This is a genomic window from Marinobacter sp. DUT-1, assembly GCF_050379415.1.
GTDB lineage: Bacteria > Pseudomonadota > Gammaproteobacteria > Pseudomonadales > Oleiphilaceae > Marinobacter.
Map to the genome: position 1 here is coordinate 1,098,608 of NZ_JBNRLS010000001.1, position 16,430 is coordinate 1,115,037.

Below are 16,430 nucleotides of genomic sequence, written 5' to 3' on the forward strand. Positions count from 1 at the left end.
TCAGCGGAACCGGCTGTCTCCGGCCACCTGCCGGAAAAACTGCTGGGCGGTACGCCCGTTGCGCACGCCTTTGCCGGTGGCAAAGCGGATGGCTTCCAGGTGCAGGGCATCCCGGTCCTGCACTTCCGGAAACAGGGCGTCGATGGCCTCCAGATAGACATCTTTCGCGAACGGATAGAACGACAGCTGCAGGCCGAACCGGTCCGCGAGCGACACCTGCTCCTCGATCGCCTCCGCCGGATGCAGTTCGCCGTCCCGTACCTCGCTCTTGAGATTGTCGCTCATAAACTCCGGCATCAGGTGCCGGCGATTGGAAGTGGCGTACACCCGGACGTTTTCCGGCGGCAACTCCAGGGAGCCTTCCAGCACACTCTTCAGGGCCTTGTAGCCGGATTCACCGACATCGAACGACAGGTCGTCGCAGAAGATGACGAACCGAAACGGCAGATCACAGATGTCATCGACGATCTCGGGCAGGTTCACCAGGTCGTCCTTGTCCACCTCGATCATACGGAGCCCCTGATCCCGATACCGGTTCAACAGGGCCTTGATCAACGACGACTTGCCGGTGCCCCGGGAGCCCCAGAGCAGCGCGTTGTTGGAGGGCTCACCGGCCAGGAAGCGTTCGGTATTGCGGGCCAGCGCCTGCTTCTGCCGGTCGATGCCCTTGAGATCGCTCCAGCTGATCGGGTCCAGCCGCCGGATCGCCCGCAGACCCGAGCGGTGGCGGCGCCAAACCGCCGCCGGAGTGTGTTGCCAGTCAAACTGCGTGGTGCTCATAAACCTTCTTTCCTATTTCGTCTGGCGTCAGGCTGTGGAACACTGACTGCCAACCTTGATTCATAACAGGAGACTTTACCGCAAATGGCCGTAAAATCCGTCGCCCTTGTGGCGCACGACAACAAGAAGAAGGAGCTGGTGGACTGGGCAAACGAAAACCGGACCAGGCTGGCTCCCCTGCGCCTCTATGCCACCGGCACCACCGGTCGGCTGTTGCGGGAGAGCCTCGGGCGGGACGATCTCAACTGCCTGCTGAGCGGCCCGCTGGGCGGCGACCAACAGATAGGCGCCAAGATTGCAGAGGGCGAGATCGACCTGCTGGTGTTTTTCTGGGATCCGCTGGAACCCCAGCCCCACGACCCGGACATCAAGGCCCTGCTGCGCATTGCCGCCCTGTGGAACATTCCCGTGGCCTGCAACCGGGCCACCGCCGAGTTCGTACTGACTTCCGCCTATATGACCGACGACCAGCACCATCCTCAGAAGCCGGACTTTTCCTATTACACCGGGCGCGACGTCAATCAATGAGCCGGGCTTGAATTCAGGCACCGGCGGAACTATCTGGTAATCAGACCCACTTTCCGAGGAGTACCCGATGTCTGATCCACTCCAGATCAAGTGCCCCCATTGCCTGAGGACCAACCGCGTACCGGCCGCCCGCCTGGGAGACAAGCCCAACTGTGGTGCCTGCAAGAAGCCATTGCTCAATGGCGATGTGGCCAATCTTGATGATGCCTCCATGGCCGGCTTTACCGGCCAGTCCGACCTGCCCGTGCTGGTCGACTTCTGGGCCAGCTGGTGCGGCCCGTGCAAAGCCATGGCACCGGAGTTCGAGCAGGCGGCCCGCAACTGGGCCGGTAAAGTCGCCTTTGCCAAGCTCAACACCGAACAGGCTCCGCAAGCTTCCAGCCAGTATGGCATTCGCAGCATTCCCACCCTGATCCTGTTCCGGGGCGGGCACGAAATTGCCCGCAAGAGCGGTGCCATGCCCGGCGCCCAGCTCTCGGCCTGGCTCAATAGCGAACTGGGCTGAAAAAAGGACGGGCGGCACTGGCCCCACGGCTGGCGATCCGGTGCTATGATGGCCTCAAAAAGGAGGATAACGCCATGGCACGAATCTATCAGGACAACTCCCTGTCCATCGGCAACACGCCGCTCGTCAAACTCAACCGCGTCAGTGACGGCGCCACCATCTGGGCCAAGATCGAGGGCCGCAACCCGGCCTACTCGGTAAAGTGCCGGATCGGTGCGGCCATGATCTGGGATGCAGAGAAACGCGGCACCCTGAAACCCGGCATGACCATCGTCGAGCCCACCAGCGGCAACACCGGCATCGCCCTGGCCTTCGTCGCCGCCGCCCGTGGCTACAAGCTGATCCTGACCATGCCCGCGTCCATGAGCCTGGAACGCCGTAAGGTACTCAAGGCCCTGGGCGCCGAACTGGTGCTGACCGAGCCGGCCAAAGGCATGCCCGGCGCCATCGCCAAGGCCGAGGAAATCTTCGCGTCCGACCCGGACAACCACTTCCTGCCCCAGCAGTTCCAGAATCCGGCCAACCCCCGTATCCATGAGGACACCACCGGCCCGGAAATCTGGAACGACACCGACGGCGAAGTGGACATTTTCGTCTCAGGGGTCGGCACAGGTGGTACGCTCACCGGTGTGGCTCGCTACATCAAGGGCACCAAGGGCAAGGACATCACCGTGGTCGCCGTGGAGCCCACCGATTCCCCGATCATCACCCAAACCCTGAATGGCGAGGAGCCCAAGCCTGCCCCCCATAAAATCCAGGGCATCGGCGCCGGCTTCGTACCCAAAAACCTGGATCTGGATCTGGTGGATCAGGTGGAAGCAATAACCAATGAAGAAGCCATGGACATGGCTCATCGACTCATGCAGGAAGAAGGCATCCTGTGCGGGATTTCCTGTGGTGCCGCCGTAGCCGCCGCGATTCGCGTCAGCAAGCAGCCGGAGCACCGGGGCAAGAACATCGTGGTGGTGCTGCCGGATTCGGCGGAGCGGTATCTGTCGTCTGCGTTGTTTGCTGACCGGTTTGGTGAGCTGGAGAACGTACAGTAACAGCCCTCGTACGTCAGTCCCGTCAGGGACTGACGTCAAATACTCCATGCACTACTTCGTCGCCACCAGCGTCCGTGATCACCGCGGTAATAACGTGCTGGCCTGCCAATCCCTCAAGGCTGAATCCGTATGCATCACGCGGAGGCTTGGTAACCGTGCCCGCGAAATCCCAGGGGGCACGGTTTTCCACCTTGATCGGGCTGCCCAGTCGGTCCGGATCATCCAGATAGAACGCCACCCTCTTCATGCCGTCGAGGTCAGGCACAAAGATGTACACCTCACCGCTCAGGCTTGAGCCGTCAAGCGGCACCGGGTTGCTCCGGTCCGCCGCCAGGGATACCGCCAGGGAGTAGAGCGAGGGTTGGTCATAGACGAGACTGACCGGGACACTCAGTTGCTCTCCGGTCCCTGCTTCAATCACTACATCCGCCTGGTACTGGCCGGGGGAAAGCGCCGAGGCATCGGCGGTCAGCACAAGCGTTTCAGGTAGCACTCCGGCAAGGGGCTCGACGCCCAGCCAGGCCGCCGTGCTGCGCGCGCTGTAGTTCGGGTTACTGCCATCGGTCATCTGTACCAGGACATCCTGCTGAGCCAGTGACTGAGGCGGCGTTAGTCCGAACAGAACGCTGCCCGGGGTGGCATCCAGCTGCGGGACATCATTGGCCACCATGAATCCGGCCGACACCAGAACCTCAAGCCCCCCGGAAATTGTGAGGCGGGCGCCCAGTTCATGGCCACCATCCGCCAGCGTCCCGGTGTCATAGGGATAAGCGGTATCATCGGCGGCAGTGCCGGCCAGATCGAACGGGGGTACATTCTCGGTTTTGGTGACAACGCCGGTACCGGTCGGATCGTCCATGTAAAAACGCACCTGGCTAACGTCGGTATCCGGACTGGTGAAAATGTATTGTTCACCCTGCAATATGGCGCCTTCCAGGGGAACGGCTCCCGTCCGCTCGGGGCTGTTTGACACCCAGAGACCATAACTGGAAGCGCCAACCCGCAACACCACCGGCACCCAGGTGGCATTGTCTTCCCCGGCAGTGATCTGCAAGATGCCGCGGTACTCACCGACCGCCAAACCGGAGGCATCTGCCACTAACTCTATACTTGCCGGCGTCACTCCTGAGACCTGAGAAAGCGACAACCAGCCCGGGACCTGGCTGATGTCAAAATCAAGTGCAGCGCCATCGCCACCGGTTACATTCAGACTTTCAGAGACCACCTCACCCGGCTCGGCAAGCAATGCAACCTGCCGAGGCTGCGCCACCATCTCCGGCGCACAGCCATTGAACGAATACCTGACCCGGTCTATCTGCAGCGGCACAGAACCATCGCCTTCAACTCCGAACACATCCACATCGAACGTGCCCGTGGCCGTTACCGAAAGGTGGGCAAAATGGTGCAGGGTATTATTCCGGAACACCGTCCACGCAGGCGGCTCGGACGTACGCCAGGGCGAGAAGTCGAGAGAGATATTGCTCAGCTTGCCACCGGGGGCAACCTTCAGCCAGCTCACACCATCCTCTGGACCATAACAATGGCGATTGTCTGACGTAGGCGTGTTCGTGGCAGGCACATTGACCAGCGGATAGGTTCGTTCATAGGACTGATCGTGGGCAGTGAGTACCACCTGGACACCCGCAGCCTCAAAGATCGGCCCGAGCTGGTCACGAAGTGGCAGGGCAGAGGAATGATTGGTGCCCTCCGAGAATGGGGCCGCGTGCAGATAAGGTACCAGCCAGCGTTGGCCCCGGCCTCTGGCAGCTGCCAGATCGGCGCTCAACCAGTCCAGCGCATCCTGCGGAAGCTGCTCGTACTCATTCAGTCCGAAGATCGATACAAAATGAGCCTCACCGGCATCAAAGCTGTACATCCGACGACCATTCCAGCCTTCGGGCGTCACAAAGTAATTAACCCAGGTGTCAAAGCCCTCCCCCAACAGCACTTCATGGTTGCCATAGGTCGGCATCATCGGGCTTTGACTGGCGATTGCCGACATCTGGTCAAACCAGGCGGCAATGGAACGCTCGAGAGTGACATAGCGCTTATCGGTATTGAAATAGGCGTAGTCACCGCCCAAAAGCACCAACCGCGGATTGCGCAGGGCAATCTCCAGAATCACCTGCTCTGTACCGGTGGCCAGCCCGTCAAGACGACCGACCAGGCCGGTATCGGCAACAAAAATTGCATCAAAGTCCGCGGGCCCCGGTGCAGGTGCGGTATAACTCTCGTATACCCGACTCCAAACGTCCGGAGCCAGCGCTGCACGAAACTCATAACGCGTATCCGCAAGCAGTCCCTCAAGGTTGACCAACAGATACTGACCATCCGCTGTGGAGTGACTGACCGTACCACTGGCCTGCGCCCAGGCACTCTCACCAGCCCGGCGGTAGCTCACCGTAGCCGGAGTTCCCGCAAGCGGCGAGAACCACATCACTGCCAGCGATCCGGAAGGATTGCCTTGCCAACCGGTATGCAGCTGCCCGGCCTCACCCCCCGGCTCCGGTGGCGGCTGGTTGGCAACCTGCATCAACCCCTGAAGGGTCTGTACCACCGAACCACCCTGGTAAAGCTCGGCACTGACCTGGTAGTTGCCATCCACCAGGTTACGGGTGTCGTAGGCATAGGCCAGATCATCCGGAGTAGTGCCGGCAAAGTCCCAGGGAACGCGGTTTTCAGTCTTGACAAGTGTACCGTCCAGATAGAAGCGAACCTGATCCACCGCATTGGCATCGCCCACAAAAATATAGACCTGGTCCTGTAGCGGCGCTGTCTCAAGGCTCTGGGGCGAGCTTCGATCCGATGAGAGAGACACCAGTAGCTCGGCGCCAGACGCACGCAATGGTAAAAGGGCCAGCACCAGAAACAGGGTGAGGAACAATCCAGTAGCACACGTCAAAGAGCGGGCGTGGCGGGGAAAAGAAAAGAAGCGCCGAACCATAACGACCACCTCCCGGGGATAGGATCGGGGGACCGTAAAAGTTCAGCATATTCAGTGCCAGCTCTCTAAGCGCCTGAAAGCTTTCCCGAAGTAAAATCATCGGGGATGCTGGCGGCATCGAGCTGTATATTTTTCTGACACTTTTGATGTGGAGAACAAGAGGGGCTCAGCCATCCCTGGCCGAGGCCTTTCACCATCAGAACTGATATTTCAGACCGACCCGGCCGGTATCAAACTCCGGTCCATCATTGGTGACCTGGCCGTTGAAGTCATCCTCGTCAACATCGACGTTGTAGCGATTGTATTCCGCGAACGCCGTCAGCTTTGGCGTCACCCGGAAGTCCACACCGGCGCCGACAAAGGGACTGACCTCGTCGTAGGTCTCGCTCTCGTCGAACGCATCCACATCCAGGGCGGAGACGAACGCACCGGCCTTGCCGTAGACCCCGAAGCTGTCGGTCAGTGGCAATCGCCCGACCGCACTGAGTCCCGCGCCCTTGAGCTTGGCATCCACATCATCCTCGCCGAAGTTACCGAAATCGATGTACTCCGCCTCGAGGGCAAAGAAGGGCGTGAACTGGTAGCCCAGCGCAACACCCAGCAGATCGTTCTCATCCTCGAACTCACCGCCGTGGGACTTGTAACCACCGTAACTACCACTGATGTAGGGCCCGGCCGGATCACGGCTGACGCTTTCCTGCGCCCACACCGCCGGGGCCGTCGCAACCGCTGCGGTCAGAACCGTGGCATACGCAAAACGTGCTTTGTAGCTCATTGCGCGTCTCCCTTTGAGGTTGGTTTCCTTTCGCCTTAACGGGCAATCGCCTCTGATGTCTTGCGATTGCTTGAAACCACCCTATCGAGATTTGGCGCTGTGGGGGGTTAAAACCGGACTAAGATTTATTCACATCTGGTTCATTCGGTGGGCAGTGACGACTCGTACTCGCGAAACATCTGCTCTTCTGAGCTCGAAAGTATTAGTCGATACTTTTTCGTGATTCTGAAGAATCGCGCTACGTACTGACATCTCCCGGATGGTGACAGCCAGCTACCCAGTCCTCTCGCTCCCTTGCATCGATTCAAACTCGCTTCAACGGGCCAATGATTTACAGGATCGTTCGCAAATTTCTCGCGCTTTTCCCTAGTCCAGCCTCGAGCTCCGTGCTCCCAAGCCCAACGTAAAGGGACCAAGTGTTTTGTACCACTAAAAGAGTAACTAGCATTTGACACCCCAGAGCATACTATTGGTGCCAGCAATTTATCGTTCGGTGAGGTCGCAAAGCGGATATTCGGGTTGGACGATAAGGCCAGTGGTAATGGGCGCCAACTGAGCGCAGCGCAGTTGGCGTCCCGTTGACCACCTTGTTGGACCTAATTTTCGGTCGCCGCTTCTGACAGAACGACTAGTGTGTGCGCCGAAACCTTCGCAGATACCTCAAAAAGATCTTTGGCGCTAATCTCAAATTCTTCCGAAATTTTGAACACAGTTTCTGCCTTGCTCACGTCCCCAAATCCAGGGTCAGGATAGCGTCCAGCCCACATGGTGAAATGGGTTAAACCATCTAGCACAGCTTTCTCGCGCGTCGTCAGGTCCGGAATGAAGTCAGCCAAGCGGCTTAAGTTATGATGCCGATGTTTCCTTTCCTTTTCTTCGTAGGCATCGACTCCCATCCTTATGATAATCATTGCTTTAAGGCAACTCTCCAAGCCGTATCCAACTAGCATTAGAGCCACAGCGTGATATTGGCAGTGGGCTACACCTCGCATATCCTCTGGAAGACTCTCGAATTCAGGAGGGTTTTGAATCAAAGAGATTGCTGCGGTGCTCAGTGCTTGAGTATGCGATAGCCATAGGACAGGTGACTTCAAATCCTTGCTGGTAGGGCCTTTGAGGAGATCAACTGGAAAACCATTAATTTCCTGGGCGAGCGCCCATTTGTGCCAACCCAGCATGCTATATCCTAAAGGGTCTTTTCCGAATGCATCGGGTTCGGGGCCCAATTTCTTCTTCATGTCCATATTTATACCCACCGCGGAGCGAAGCGGCGGCCCGTCAGGGACGTCCACCCTACGCGAATTGTTATGACTTTAGGCGTCTCTCGATAACGGGCAGAGACTCCTCGAAGCTATTTGCTAGGGCAAATGCATTATTCCTTCCATGCTTTTCAGCCCAGCTCAAAAAATCCGTACAGTCTTCTTTTAAACCCACATATCCAAGCCACGTGTTGCAACCCGCAAGCGTATCCCAAATGTGCCTGTCATGTTCGACAACTCTTAGTCCTATAACAAAAATTTTTGAAGCTCGATTTACCTCTTTAGCCCACTGCTCCTGTACTTCTTTGACAAAATCACCACAATGCAGGACCTGCTTTCCTTTTGAGTAAACCGCAATTGCGGGTGCGATCGAGTCTGATCTTTCACAGAATGATCGGGACTCATCTGCACTTGCTGGCTTAATGTTGGCTTTTAAAATTCCTCCCCCCTCCTTGGGGACTACAAATCCAACCCCCTGAATTTGATCGGGTTTCATATCAGGAAGGAAGTTGCATGAGCCGTGTATTTTTAATAAGGAAATGTTGTCTAACTCAACTGGAAGCCCACCATAGGTTATATAGTAACCGTTATCATTAATGCACTGCTCTAACAACAAATCATAATTTGTGGTGGATATAACCGGTTTCTTTTTTGATTTTTTTATTATTTTGATTAGTTGGTTGTAGTAATTTTCACTACCAGCTTTGAACTTTGTAAAATACTTTGCCAAATCAATCTGCAATGGCGTTATCTTTACTGGTTCTCTTTCCCATAAAAGCTCCATGCCGGACTCAAAATCACCAGTTTCCAGAATCTTTACTACTTCTTCATCAAGCTCTCTCGCAACTTGTGACTCCAACTTCAACTCAGAATAGAGGCGAGGACCCAAGGGAGGCGGATACGGTTTACAGTCAGGGTTTCCATAACTAGCTCCAGCACCTATTACAAAAAGCACACTCACTCGGATACCTCTTCCGTCATAACGAATGATATGGACTCCCCCTGCTCCCGCGGCATCAATGTTGCACATTGATGCCGCGGGAGCAGGGGGGCCACGTAGCGGAGCACAGCGGCCCGTCAGGGACGTCCGGCGGCCACCCGGCCGCGTACTGATGCGAATTGTTAAAGTCGTTCAAGGCTTGTTCTGAATTTTAGACCACACTGCTGGCCCAAAAACGAACGCCAATGCAATGATTACCATTGCGTGGACGATGTGGCTCTGCGCGACAATTCCCAGCGCAATAAGAACGCCAGCAAGGAACTGACTAACCACGAGCAAGATGACCAGTCCACCAAGAGTTGGAAATAGATTTGGGTAGGTTTTATGGAGCCACATTCCTAGACCGCCAATTCCAAACAGAATCACCACCCCGAATAGTACGCTTGGATCACCGCCAACTCCGCCCCGCGCGTATGCATTACCGCTGAAGCCAACGACAAGAAGACCCAAAATGTTCGCAAAGCGCATACTCACCATCCCTGTGACTTTATCGCCTGCAGCATGCGCGCCCACGGAGTGGAGCCGAAGGCGCAATGTAATGGGCGTCGCCGTGCCTGCAATTGTTAACCAATCCAAAAACCAAATCTAAATTTTCCTTTGCTCGAAGAGTTCGTCGAGCTCGGTTCGTTTTTCTTTGAGGAAGTTCTGAAACTCTGCCTCACTTAGCTGATCGCAATTATATTTCAGGTAGCTCATGCCGAAGTTCGGTGTCATTACAGTGAGTACCATACTCTGTCTATCTAATCTAAAGTCGAAATAATCCTCACGGCTATTTTTAAGGCCAAAGGAGATTTCGGTGCTGTTTTTTTGAACTTTTTGAACATCATAAATATACCCGACTCCAGCGGCATCTTGATCTTGAGAATCGACGAGATGACCGGCGGTAATATATTGATTGTTTTCATTATATTTGAATACAAAATATGAGTATCCAGTCACGGGATTTTTGAATTCCTCGGTGGACTTGCACGCAAAAACCATGTGGTCCGCCAGTTTCTGCTTCAACTCCGCCTTCTTATCGTCAGCGCAACCGCTTAGAGCTACGATGGCACCGGCCAAGAAATACCCGAAAACAGTGAGCTTTTTTCCTTTGAGCACGAGCACCCAATCTCCTTTTCTCTGGTTAACGTGGAATGGCGACGAAGGAGCCATGGAAAGGGCGTCCGGCGGCCATAGGCCGCGTACTGCTGCGGTTTGTTAAAAATTCCCTGCCTCTTCAACCAATCGACTCCGAATTTTTGTCAGCCTGGCTTTTTCCTCGGAAATTTTGTTCTTAAGAGAAACAAAATTCCTGCTTTTAAGATCATCAACTACATCGTTGTGAGTTTTTGCATGAACTGTCAGAGTCTCTGCAAAGCCTTGGCTGACGGCACGCCCTTGGCCCATATCCATTAAGCGTTCAACGGTCGTGTTTACTCGCTTCACTGATCTGTAGTAGTCATTTATCTGTTTCAGCAAATCGAACTCAATATTACTCGTCTCTGGGAAACCGACCTCCCAAGCATCTACGACCAGAAACTCTCGAGGAGCCTCAAGTTTCAGAATTGGAACTGCGATACCCATCATTTGACTCATGATCTGTTTTTGCCGAGGTGTCATTTCCTCCTCATCTTCAGAGGGGGACTCAGACATAACTTCGATCATGTCGAAAGGCTCGCCAAACTCGATGGCGACTTCATAATTTTCGTGGAGTAAAGAATTTATGTTCTCGTCAATCTCGGACTCAATTCGACGCAGGTACTCCACATCCTTTCGAATGCTGTATAGGATCTCTTTGTTCTGCGTATACTCAAACGATTTTGTCAGGCTATACATTCCCACGCCAAGTGAGGCTAAGCCTGCCAAGGAAGCCCCCAAAAGCGCTGATATTATTTCTCTTTTATAGTCGAGTAATTTGATGGGAAAGACCTCTCTTTGTTTTTAACAGCAATTAGGCAGCGCGCTTTATCATTGCAGAAATTTGACTGCATCATTATTACTGACTTTGAACCATCAATCGCGCTACACATAAATCAATAAAACAATAGCTTAGCCGAGCATGGCCATCTCTGCCATGTAATCATTCAGCGTCTGCAATTTGCTCCGCCAATCAGATCAGATGAAATGGCCGTGATTAGCTTGGAGGCTCTGGAGGAAAACCCTGACTCGAATGTTCGCTTTTGTTAAGAGATTTTGAGAGACCACCGCTGCCGAACTAGGTCATCCAACGTGTTCGGAGCAGTCAACTTTATGTGGCTCCAGGAACCCCCTGAGAACACATAGGTTTTTTTGAGCGCATATTGCCTAACAAGATGACCACGCTTCCAAAGAGCGTAGACGGTTCAGTCAATGACGCCCCCGGGCCCACTGTCTATACTCCCAGCATCCACCTCAGGACATAACGACCAAAACCAAGGAGAACCCCATGAGTGACCTCAAAGCCAAGTTCGATGACGCGGTGAACTACATCCAGACCGCCGAAGGCGATTTCAAACCCTCCAACGAGATGAAGCTGGAATTCTACGCCCTGTACAAGCAGGCCACCGAGGGCGATGTCTCCGGTAACCGCCCGGGCATGATGGATTTTGTCGGCCGCGCCAAGTATGACGCCTGGGACAAGCTCAAGGGCATGTCGAAGGAAGATGCCATGCAGCAGTATGTGGACAAGCTTGAGACACTGAAATAACCCGTTGTTCAAGGGCCTGGGGCGATTTGTAATCGCCCCTTACAAACCGTAAAAGGAATTTTTTGCGACGTTCAAAAGATTGTCATAAGATGCGTCCAACATAACAACAACGATCCCAAGCGGAAGAGTTTTACCCATGACAATCACCCAGGCACTGGAGCAATCTCAGCCGGACCTCGTCCGTCGTCTGACCGCTGCCATCCGGGAGCAGCAGCTCAACCAACGCGCAGAACAAACCTACCTGCACTGGATTACCCGTTTCGTACTGTTCCACGACTCCAAGGACCCCGAGGCTCTTGAAAACGAGGATCAGCAGCAGTTTCTCAGCTATCTCAGTGAAGGTATGCGGGTTTCCCGGGCGCGCCTGAACCAGGCTCGGCAGGCTCTGACATTCTTCTACGAGAAGGTCCTCGGCAAGTCCGAAATGAGCGGTGTGGCCGCCGCCTGAGGGATCGCCCCTCAGCGGCCAATCAGGTTGGTGTTGAGGGTATCGTAAGTGCGATTTGCCGGTGGCCGGATCACGTAGTTATTGCTGTGGGTCTGGCCCGGTACGGACTTGGGATTACTGAACCGGATATCCACCGGAATTTCCGAGCGCCCCAGATCGGTCCGTTCATCCCGGGGCTGAAGGGACAGCGGGTCCAGATAGAAGTCATCGTCGGAGCGGGGCTTGACTGCCACACCCTCGGCAGGCGCCGCCAATCCCCCTTCGACAACCGTGTTGGCCAGAGCATCCTCCTCGATGGAACGCAGGGGGATGGTTTCAATAGTGGAACGTTCTTCATATTGAAAACCTTCGGCCCCGTCCGATTCCGCTAATGCCCATTGGGTGCCGAAAGCCAACCAACCCATGATCATCAGGCCGCTAATCCATTTCATCTGATTGTCCCTGCCCAGGTCCTTGATGACGATTTTCAGTCAACTCTCACGACCATCATGTTAACCGCCGCTCAGGTGTCATTTTTGTGACGTGCTTACAAAGCTCAAGAAATAAACATCGTTTCAGTTCTTGTCCAACGACTTTCTCAAACTAGACTGCATTTTTATAAGTGAAAATCGTAAACTAGACGAGATTTCAGGCTTCGGTAAGGACCCTAACCAATTGCATCCAGGCGCAGCAAAAACACAAATTCCCCTCAACGGGGAGCATTGATGAGAGACGTCTTTCAATTCCTGTCTGCGGGTGATTTCGCTCGAAAGGTCTGGCCCATTCTGATGTCTTTTGCGGTGGCACCTGTGCATGCGGAATCGCCGTCTCCGGCAAATGATCTTTGGGATCTCTCACTCGAACAGCTAAGCCAAATCCGCGTTGTTTCCATTGCCTCGGGCACGGAAACGCCTCTGGACAAAGCGGCCGCCATCACCTCTGTTATCAGTGAAGAGGAGATCCGGGCCATGGGAGCAAACGATCTCGACCAGGTGCTCGAGACCGTTCCGGGGTTGCACGTTAACTATTCGGACCAGACCTATTCACCGAAATACATCTTCCGGGGCATTACTTCCAGCTTCAATCCACAGGCCCTTATGCTTGTTAACGGGATACCCGTAACAACAGCGATGTTCGGCAATCGGGGGAATGCCTGGGGAGGCATGCCGATCAAGGCTATCCGTCGTATCGAGGTGATCCGGGGCCCGGGGTCGGCCCTATACGGTGCAGATGCCTACGCTGGTGTCATAAATATCATCACCAAAAACGCCAGAGACATCGATGCTACAGAAGCGGGTGTTCGTGCGGGGGAATTTGATACCGCAGGTGGATGGGTCGAAACGGCAGGACAGCTGAATGAGATTGATCTGAGCCTTTCACTGGAATATCAGACAACGGACGGCTGGGATAGAACCATTGAGGAAGATGCCCAAACGCAGGTTGACCAACAGTTCGGCACCTCGGCTTCCCTTGCTCCCGGTCCGGTGAACACTTCTGTAGATCAGGTTGAGGCCCGGGTTGAAGCCAATGCAGAACAATGGACATTCCGTGCGGGACTGCAGGACCGATCAAACATCGGCACGGGGCCCGGTGTCGCGCAGGCGCTGGATCCACGTGGTCGTTTCGCCTCCAAGCGCATCAACAGCGATTTCACCTACAACTGGCTCGACGTGGCTGACGGGCTCGACATCGCGGCCAGACTCAGCTATTTCAACGTAACCCAGGAGCCGGAAGGGGATATTTACCTGTTCCCGCCCGGCGCCTTTGACGGTGCTTTCCCCTCCGGACTCATTGGCAATCCCGGATACGATGAGCGGCAATGGCGTGCTGAGATCAACTCCACCTATAACCCCACCGGGAACCACCGCATTCTCTCGGGAATTGGCGCCTTATGGGCCAGCCTCGAGGAAGTGACTGAACGTAAAAATTACAATGACGACTTCACACCCAAGGATTCCGTAGTCGATGTGTCCTCAGATCCCGACCAGGTTTGGATGCCAGAGGAAAGCAGACGTAACTACTACGCTTTCATTCAGGACGAATGGCAATTCAGACAGAACTGGCAACTGGTAAGCGGATTTCGCTTTGACCACTTCACTGACTTTGGCAACACGATAAACCCTCGTGCGGCGCTCATATGGGCAACCAGCGACAAGATCACGACCAAGTTCCTTTATGGTCGTGCTTTCAGAGCGCCATCACTGAACGAGCTGTATGTGTCCAATAACCCCGTCACCGAAGGCAATCCAGACCTGGAACCAGAATCCATCGATACCTATGAAATAGGGCTGTCTCATGCTGTGGACTCAGATCTTTCCTATGGGATTAACCTGTTCTATTACCGAATTGACGACCTGATTAACGCAGAGCCGATTGAGGGTCCGGTAGCCACACGCTACGAGAACTCCGGTGAGCGTCGGGGGTACGGTGGGGAATTCGAGCTCCGCAAAGCCATAACGGACTCACTCTCGATGGTCGGGAATTATGCATTTCAACGCGCCGAGGAACGCAACACTGACGCCCGGGTTGGCGATGCACCGGAACATCAGGTATATGCCCGCCTGGAATGGGAGACCATCGCAGACTGGCAGATCAATACTCAAATTAATTGGGTTGGTGAACAATATCGCCGGCCAGGTGATGACAGGGATCCTGTCGACGATTACACAACCATTGACCTGACGATTCTGGGCAATAGAGTCTGGAGGGAACTCAATGTTTCGCTAATCGTGCGCAACCTGCTGGATGACGATGCGCGTTCACCCAGCCCCTTCGCTGAACCCAGTCCTGCCGTGCCGGGTGACTTCCCGCTTGCGGGAAGACAGGTTATCGGCGAGGTCAGTTACCGTTTCTAGGTAATGCTCCCGTTGGTGTCAAACCAGTCGCGCTTGGGCGGCCCCTCATACTCCACACTCTCGCACCGGACAGGGAAAAAACTCCCCTCCGGTCTCGCAATCGCCTCCTGATAACAAGGAACCATGCCAGTGAGAAAGCAAGGCGTCATAAATAACTGGTACTGCCGGCAGTTAAGGCCAATATCGGCTGCCAGACCCGCGTGCAGCGCGGCAATATTCATCGAAAAGCCATAGCGGGCGTTCAGATACTCATAGACATCAAAAGACATCTTCAGATAACGCCCATCGGCAAAGCCGTATTCCCGAGCTTTGTTCATCATGAACGGAATACGTTCATCCGTTTTAGCTAGTGGGCGCCCATAGCCGTACAAGGTGCGGCCTGAGGACTTTTCGCGCTCCACGAAGTCCTCAAGCGTGCCCCCACCGTCACAGTACTCCCCAGCCCGATAAAAGAAATCCAGCGCCCTCACTTCGGGCCGTCGTCCATAGATAGAGGCTTCCGAAACGCTCAGCCCAGCCATCAGCGATAATGACGCAGTTGAGCGGGCACTCGCTGCCAATGCCGTAACATGATTGGGCCAGATAGACGGATCCGGATATGCAGTTGACACCCAGTATGATCCCAGCAGGTCGGCAACACGCTCCCCAGGATCCCGGCCCAGTATTGCGTGCAGATACAACCGAATCCATTCCGAATCGCCAAGGTCCCGATGCAGGTCCTCGCCGTGGAGAACGATGCGATCTGAAAGAAATGCTTTCCCTACACGGGTACGCCAACGTGTTTCGGTTTCAAGCAAACGTTTATGCGTCACGACAACCTCCAGCCTCTGAACTCGCATTGGGCCGGCTATCAGCGGAAGGTTCCAACTCGACACCGGGGCCGTAATACGGGAACTTTTTCCAGCCCATCTCGCCCTGCTCTATCGCGTGGGCGGCGGCTCCGGGCAGGCGCAGAATGAGGTACAACATACTTGCCTGATCGGCATTGAGCCTGAGGTCTACTAAGGCGGCGGCAGCGACACCACTCATTGCCAGGGGATATCCGACAAGCCGCTCGAGATCTTCCCGGTGTTCTTTGAGCCAACGGAGTGCTCCGTCGCCCGGACCTAGCTCCGAAAGCTGATTCAAGACCTGTCTGACCGGTGTGGGAGTGACATCTCCGTTCGGATCGAATCCCGGCGCATGCTCCATCGGAAGCCAGATGTCCGCGTGTTCCCGTTTTTCAGGATCGGTAAGCGCTCGCACCCAGCTATCAAAATCCGTCCCGCACGACTTCCAGGCGTTCACACACTCAACCACCTCCTGTGCACCACCATACTGGCCTGCACCGACCGCCAGTGCGGCCATCAGCGCAGAACTGTGATTGGTTCCCGCTACTCCTGCGTTCATCGCCGCGCGGACACTGGCTTCACGCGGACCAGGGTTGGCCAACGCAATGGCGAGCGTTTCCAGAAGCCGGGTACACGAAGTCGAGGGTCTTTCACCGCGAAACATCACCAGAAGGTACTCGAACCATCCTGCGTTTTTCAGGATCTGACCATAGACATCGTAGCCCTGGCAGTAGCAGGACTTCGCTGCAAACGGATTATCTGGCTCAGGCTCCTCCAGCCAGAATTTCGAGTGATATTTATATTCAGAACTCATCA

General features: G+C 55.0%; 18 protein-coding genes. 6 read left to right on the plus strand and 12 right to left on the minus strand.

Features of this window, described 5'->3' with window-relative positions; translation table 11 throughout:
- Complete coding sequence (locus ACQUTG_RS05015; protein ID WP_428918323.1) at positions 1-780, minus strand: ATP-binding protein; 780 nt, start codon at positions 778-780, stop codon at positions 1-3.
- A gap of 84 nt (positions 781-864) precedes the next feature.
- Here ACQUTG_RS05015 and ACQUTG_RS05020 point away from each other — a divergent pair, with 84 nt between their 5' ends.
- The 3 genes from ACQUTG_RS05020 to cysK all read left to right on the plus strand — a co-directional run bounded on the left by ACQUTG_RS05020 (position 865) and on the right by cysK (position 2,859).
- The gene (locus tag ACQUTG_RS05020) at positions 865-1,308 is read left to right on the plus strand and encodes a methylglyoxal synthase (RefSeq protein WP_428918324.1); all 444 of its coding nucleotides are present in this window, start codon (positions 865-867) and stop codon (positions 1,306-1,308) included.
- A gap of 67 nt (positions 1,309-1,375) precedes the next feature.
- Positions 1,376-1,813, plus strand: coding sequence for a thioredoxin TrxC (gene trxC / locus ACQUTG_RS05025; RefSeq protein WP_428918325.1), 438 nt, complete (start codon positions 1,376-1,378; stop codon positions 1,811-1,813).
- Between the two features lie 74 nt (positions 1,814-1,887).
- Positions 1,888-2,859, plus strand: coding sequence for a cysteine synthase A (cysK, locus tag ACQUTG_RS05030; protein ID WP_428918326.1), 972 nt, complete (start codon positions 1,888-1,890; stop codon positions 2,857-2,859).
- A gap of 22 nt (positions 2,860-2,881) precedes the next feature.
- Here the strand turns inward: cysK and ACQUTG_RS05035 are convergent, their stop codons facing one another.
- From ACQUTG_RS05035 to ACQUTG_RS05070, 8 genes are all read right to left on the minus strand, one after another.
- On the minus strand, positions 2,882-5,677 hold the full coding sequence (locus ACQUTG_RS05035; RefSeq protein ID WP_428918327.1) for a fibronectin type III domain-containing protein: 2,796 nt from the start codon (positions 5,675-5,677) through the stop codon (positions 2,882-2,884).
- A gap of 322 nt (positions 5,678-5,999) precedes the next feature.
- On the minus strand, positions 6,000-6,578 hold the full coding sequence (locus tag ACQUTG_RS05040; RefSeq protein WP_428918328.1) for a porin family protein: 579 nt from the start codon (positions 6,576-6,578) through the stop codon (positions 6,000-6,002).
- A gap of 140 nt (positions 6,579-6,718) precedes the next feature.
- Positions 6,719-7,033 (minus strand): GmrSD restriction endonuclease domain-containing protein, encoded by a 315-nt coding sequence (locus ACQUTG_RS05045; protein WP_428918329.1) that lies wholly within the window; start codon positions 7,031-7,033, stop codon positions 6,719-6,721.
- A gap of 141 nt (positions 7,034-7,174) precedes the next feature.
- Positions 7,175-7,822 (minus strand): hypothetical protein, encoded by a 648-nt coding sequence (locus ACQUTG_RS05050; RefSeq protein ID WP_428918330.1) that lies wholly within the window; start codon positions 7,820-7,822, stop codon positions 7,175-7,177.
- Positions 7,823-7,883: 61 nt separating this feature from the next.
- On the minus strand, positions 7,884-8,798 hold the full coding sequence (locus tag ACQUTG_RS05055) for a hypothetical protein (RefSeq protein ID WP_428918331.1): 915 nt from the start codon (positions 8,796-8,798) through the stop codon (positions 7,884-7,886).
- Positions 8,799-8,969: 171 nt separating this feature from the next.
- A complete protein-coding gene (locus ACQUTG_RS05060; protein ID WP_428918332.1) occupies positions 8,970-9,305 on the minus strand; it encodes a hypothetical protein in 336 nt (111 codons plus the stop codon).
- A 117-nt stretch (positions 9,306-9,422) separates the two neighbouring features.
- Positions 9,423-9,989 (minus strand): hypothetical protein, encoded by a 567-nt coding sequence (locus tag ACQUTG_RS05065; protein WP_428918333.1) that lies wholly within the window; start codon positions 9,987-9,989, stop codon positions 9,423-9,425.
- A gap of 45 nt (positions 9,990-10,034) precedes the next feature.
- Positions 10,035-10,682, minus strand: coding sequence for a hypothetical protein (locus ACQUTG_RS05070; protein WP_428918334.1), 648 nt, complete (start codon positions 10,680-10,682; stop codon positions 10,035-10,037).
- Positions 10,683-11,241: 559 nt separating this feature from the next.
- Between ACQUTG_RS05070 and ACQUTG_RS05075 the strand changes: the two genes are divergently transcribed.
- Positions 11,242-11,502: an acyl-CoA-binding protein gene (locus ACQUTG_RS05075; protein WP_428918335.1), complete on the plus strand. Its 261-nt coding sequence runs from the start codon at positions 11,242-11,244 to the stop codon at positions 11,500-11,502.
- Positions 11,503-11,638: 136 nt separating this feature from the next.
- Positions 11,639-11,950, plus strand: coding sequence for a site-specific integrase (locus ACQUTG_RS05080; protein WP_428918336.1), 312 nt, complete (start codon positions 11,639-11,641; stop codon positions 11,948-11,950).
- A gap of 11 nt (positions 11,951-11,961) precedes the next feature.
- Here ACQUTG_RS05080 and ACQUTG_RS05085 read toward each other — a convergent pair whose 3' ends face one another.
- Positions 11,962-12,381, minus strand: a complete 420-nt coding sequence (locus ACQUTG_RS05085; protein ID WP_428918337.1) for a hypothetical protein — start codon at positions 12,379-12,381, stop codon at positions 11,962-11,964.
- A gap of 273 nt (positions 12,382-12,654) precedes the next feature.
- On the opposite strand from ACQUTG_RS05085, the gene ACQUTG_RS05090 reads away from it, so the two are divergent.
- Positions 12,655-14,784 carry a TonB-dependent receptor plug domain-containing protein gene (locus ACQUTG_RS05090; RefSeq protein WP_428918338.1) on the plus strand — a complete coding sequence of 710 codons (2,130 nt, stop codon included), beginning with the start codon at positions 12,655-12,657 and terminating at the stop codon, positions 14,782-14,784.
- Here the strand turns inward: ACQUTG_RS05090 and ACQUTG_RS05095 are convergent.
- A complete protein-coding gene (locus ACQUTG_RS05095) occupies positions 14,781-15,596 on the minus strand; it encodes a citrate/2-methylcitrate synthase (RefSeq protein WP_428918339.1) in 816 nt (271 codons plus the stop codon). The genes ACQUTG_RS05090 and ACQUTG_RS05095 overlap by 4 nt on opposite strands.
- Positions 15,586-16,428 carry a citryl-CoA lyase gene (locus ACQUTG_RS05100; protein WP_428918340.1) on the minus strand — a complete coding sequence of 281 codons (843 nt, stop codon included), beginning with the start codon at positions 16,426-16,428 and terminating at the stop codon, positions 15,586-15,588. The genes ACQUTG_RS05095 and ACQUTG_RS05100 overlap by 11 nt, the downstream gene beginning before the upstream one ends.
- Between the last annotated feature and the right edge of the window lie 2 nt (positions 16,429-16,430).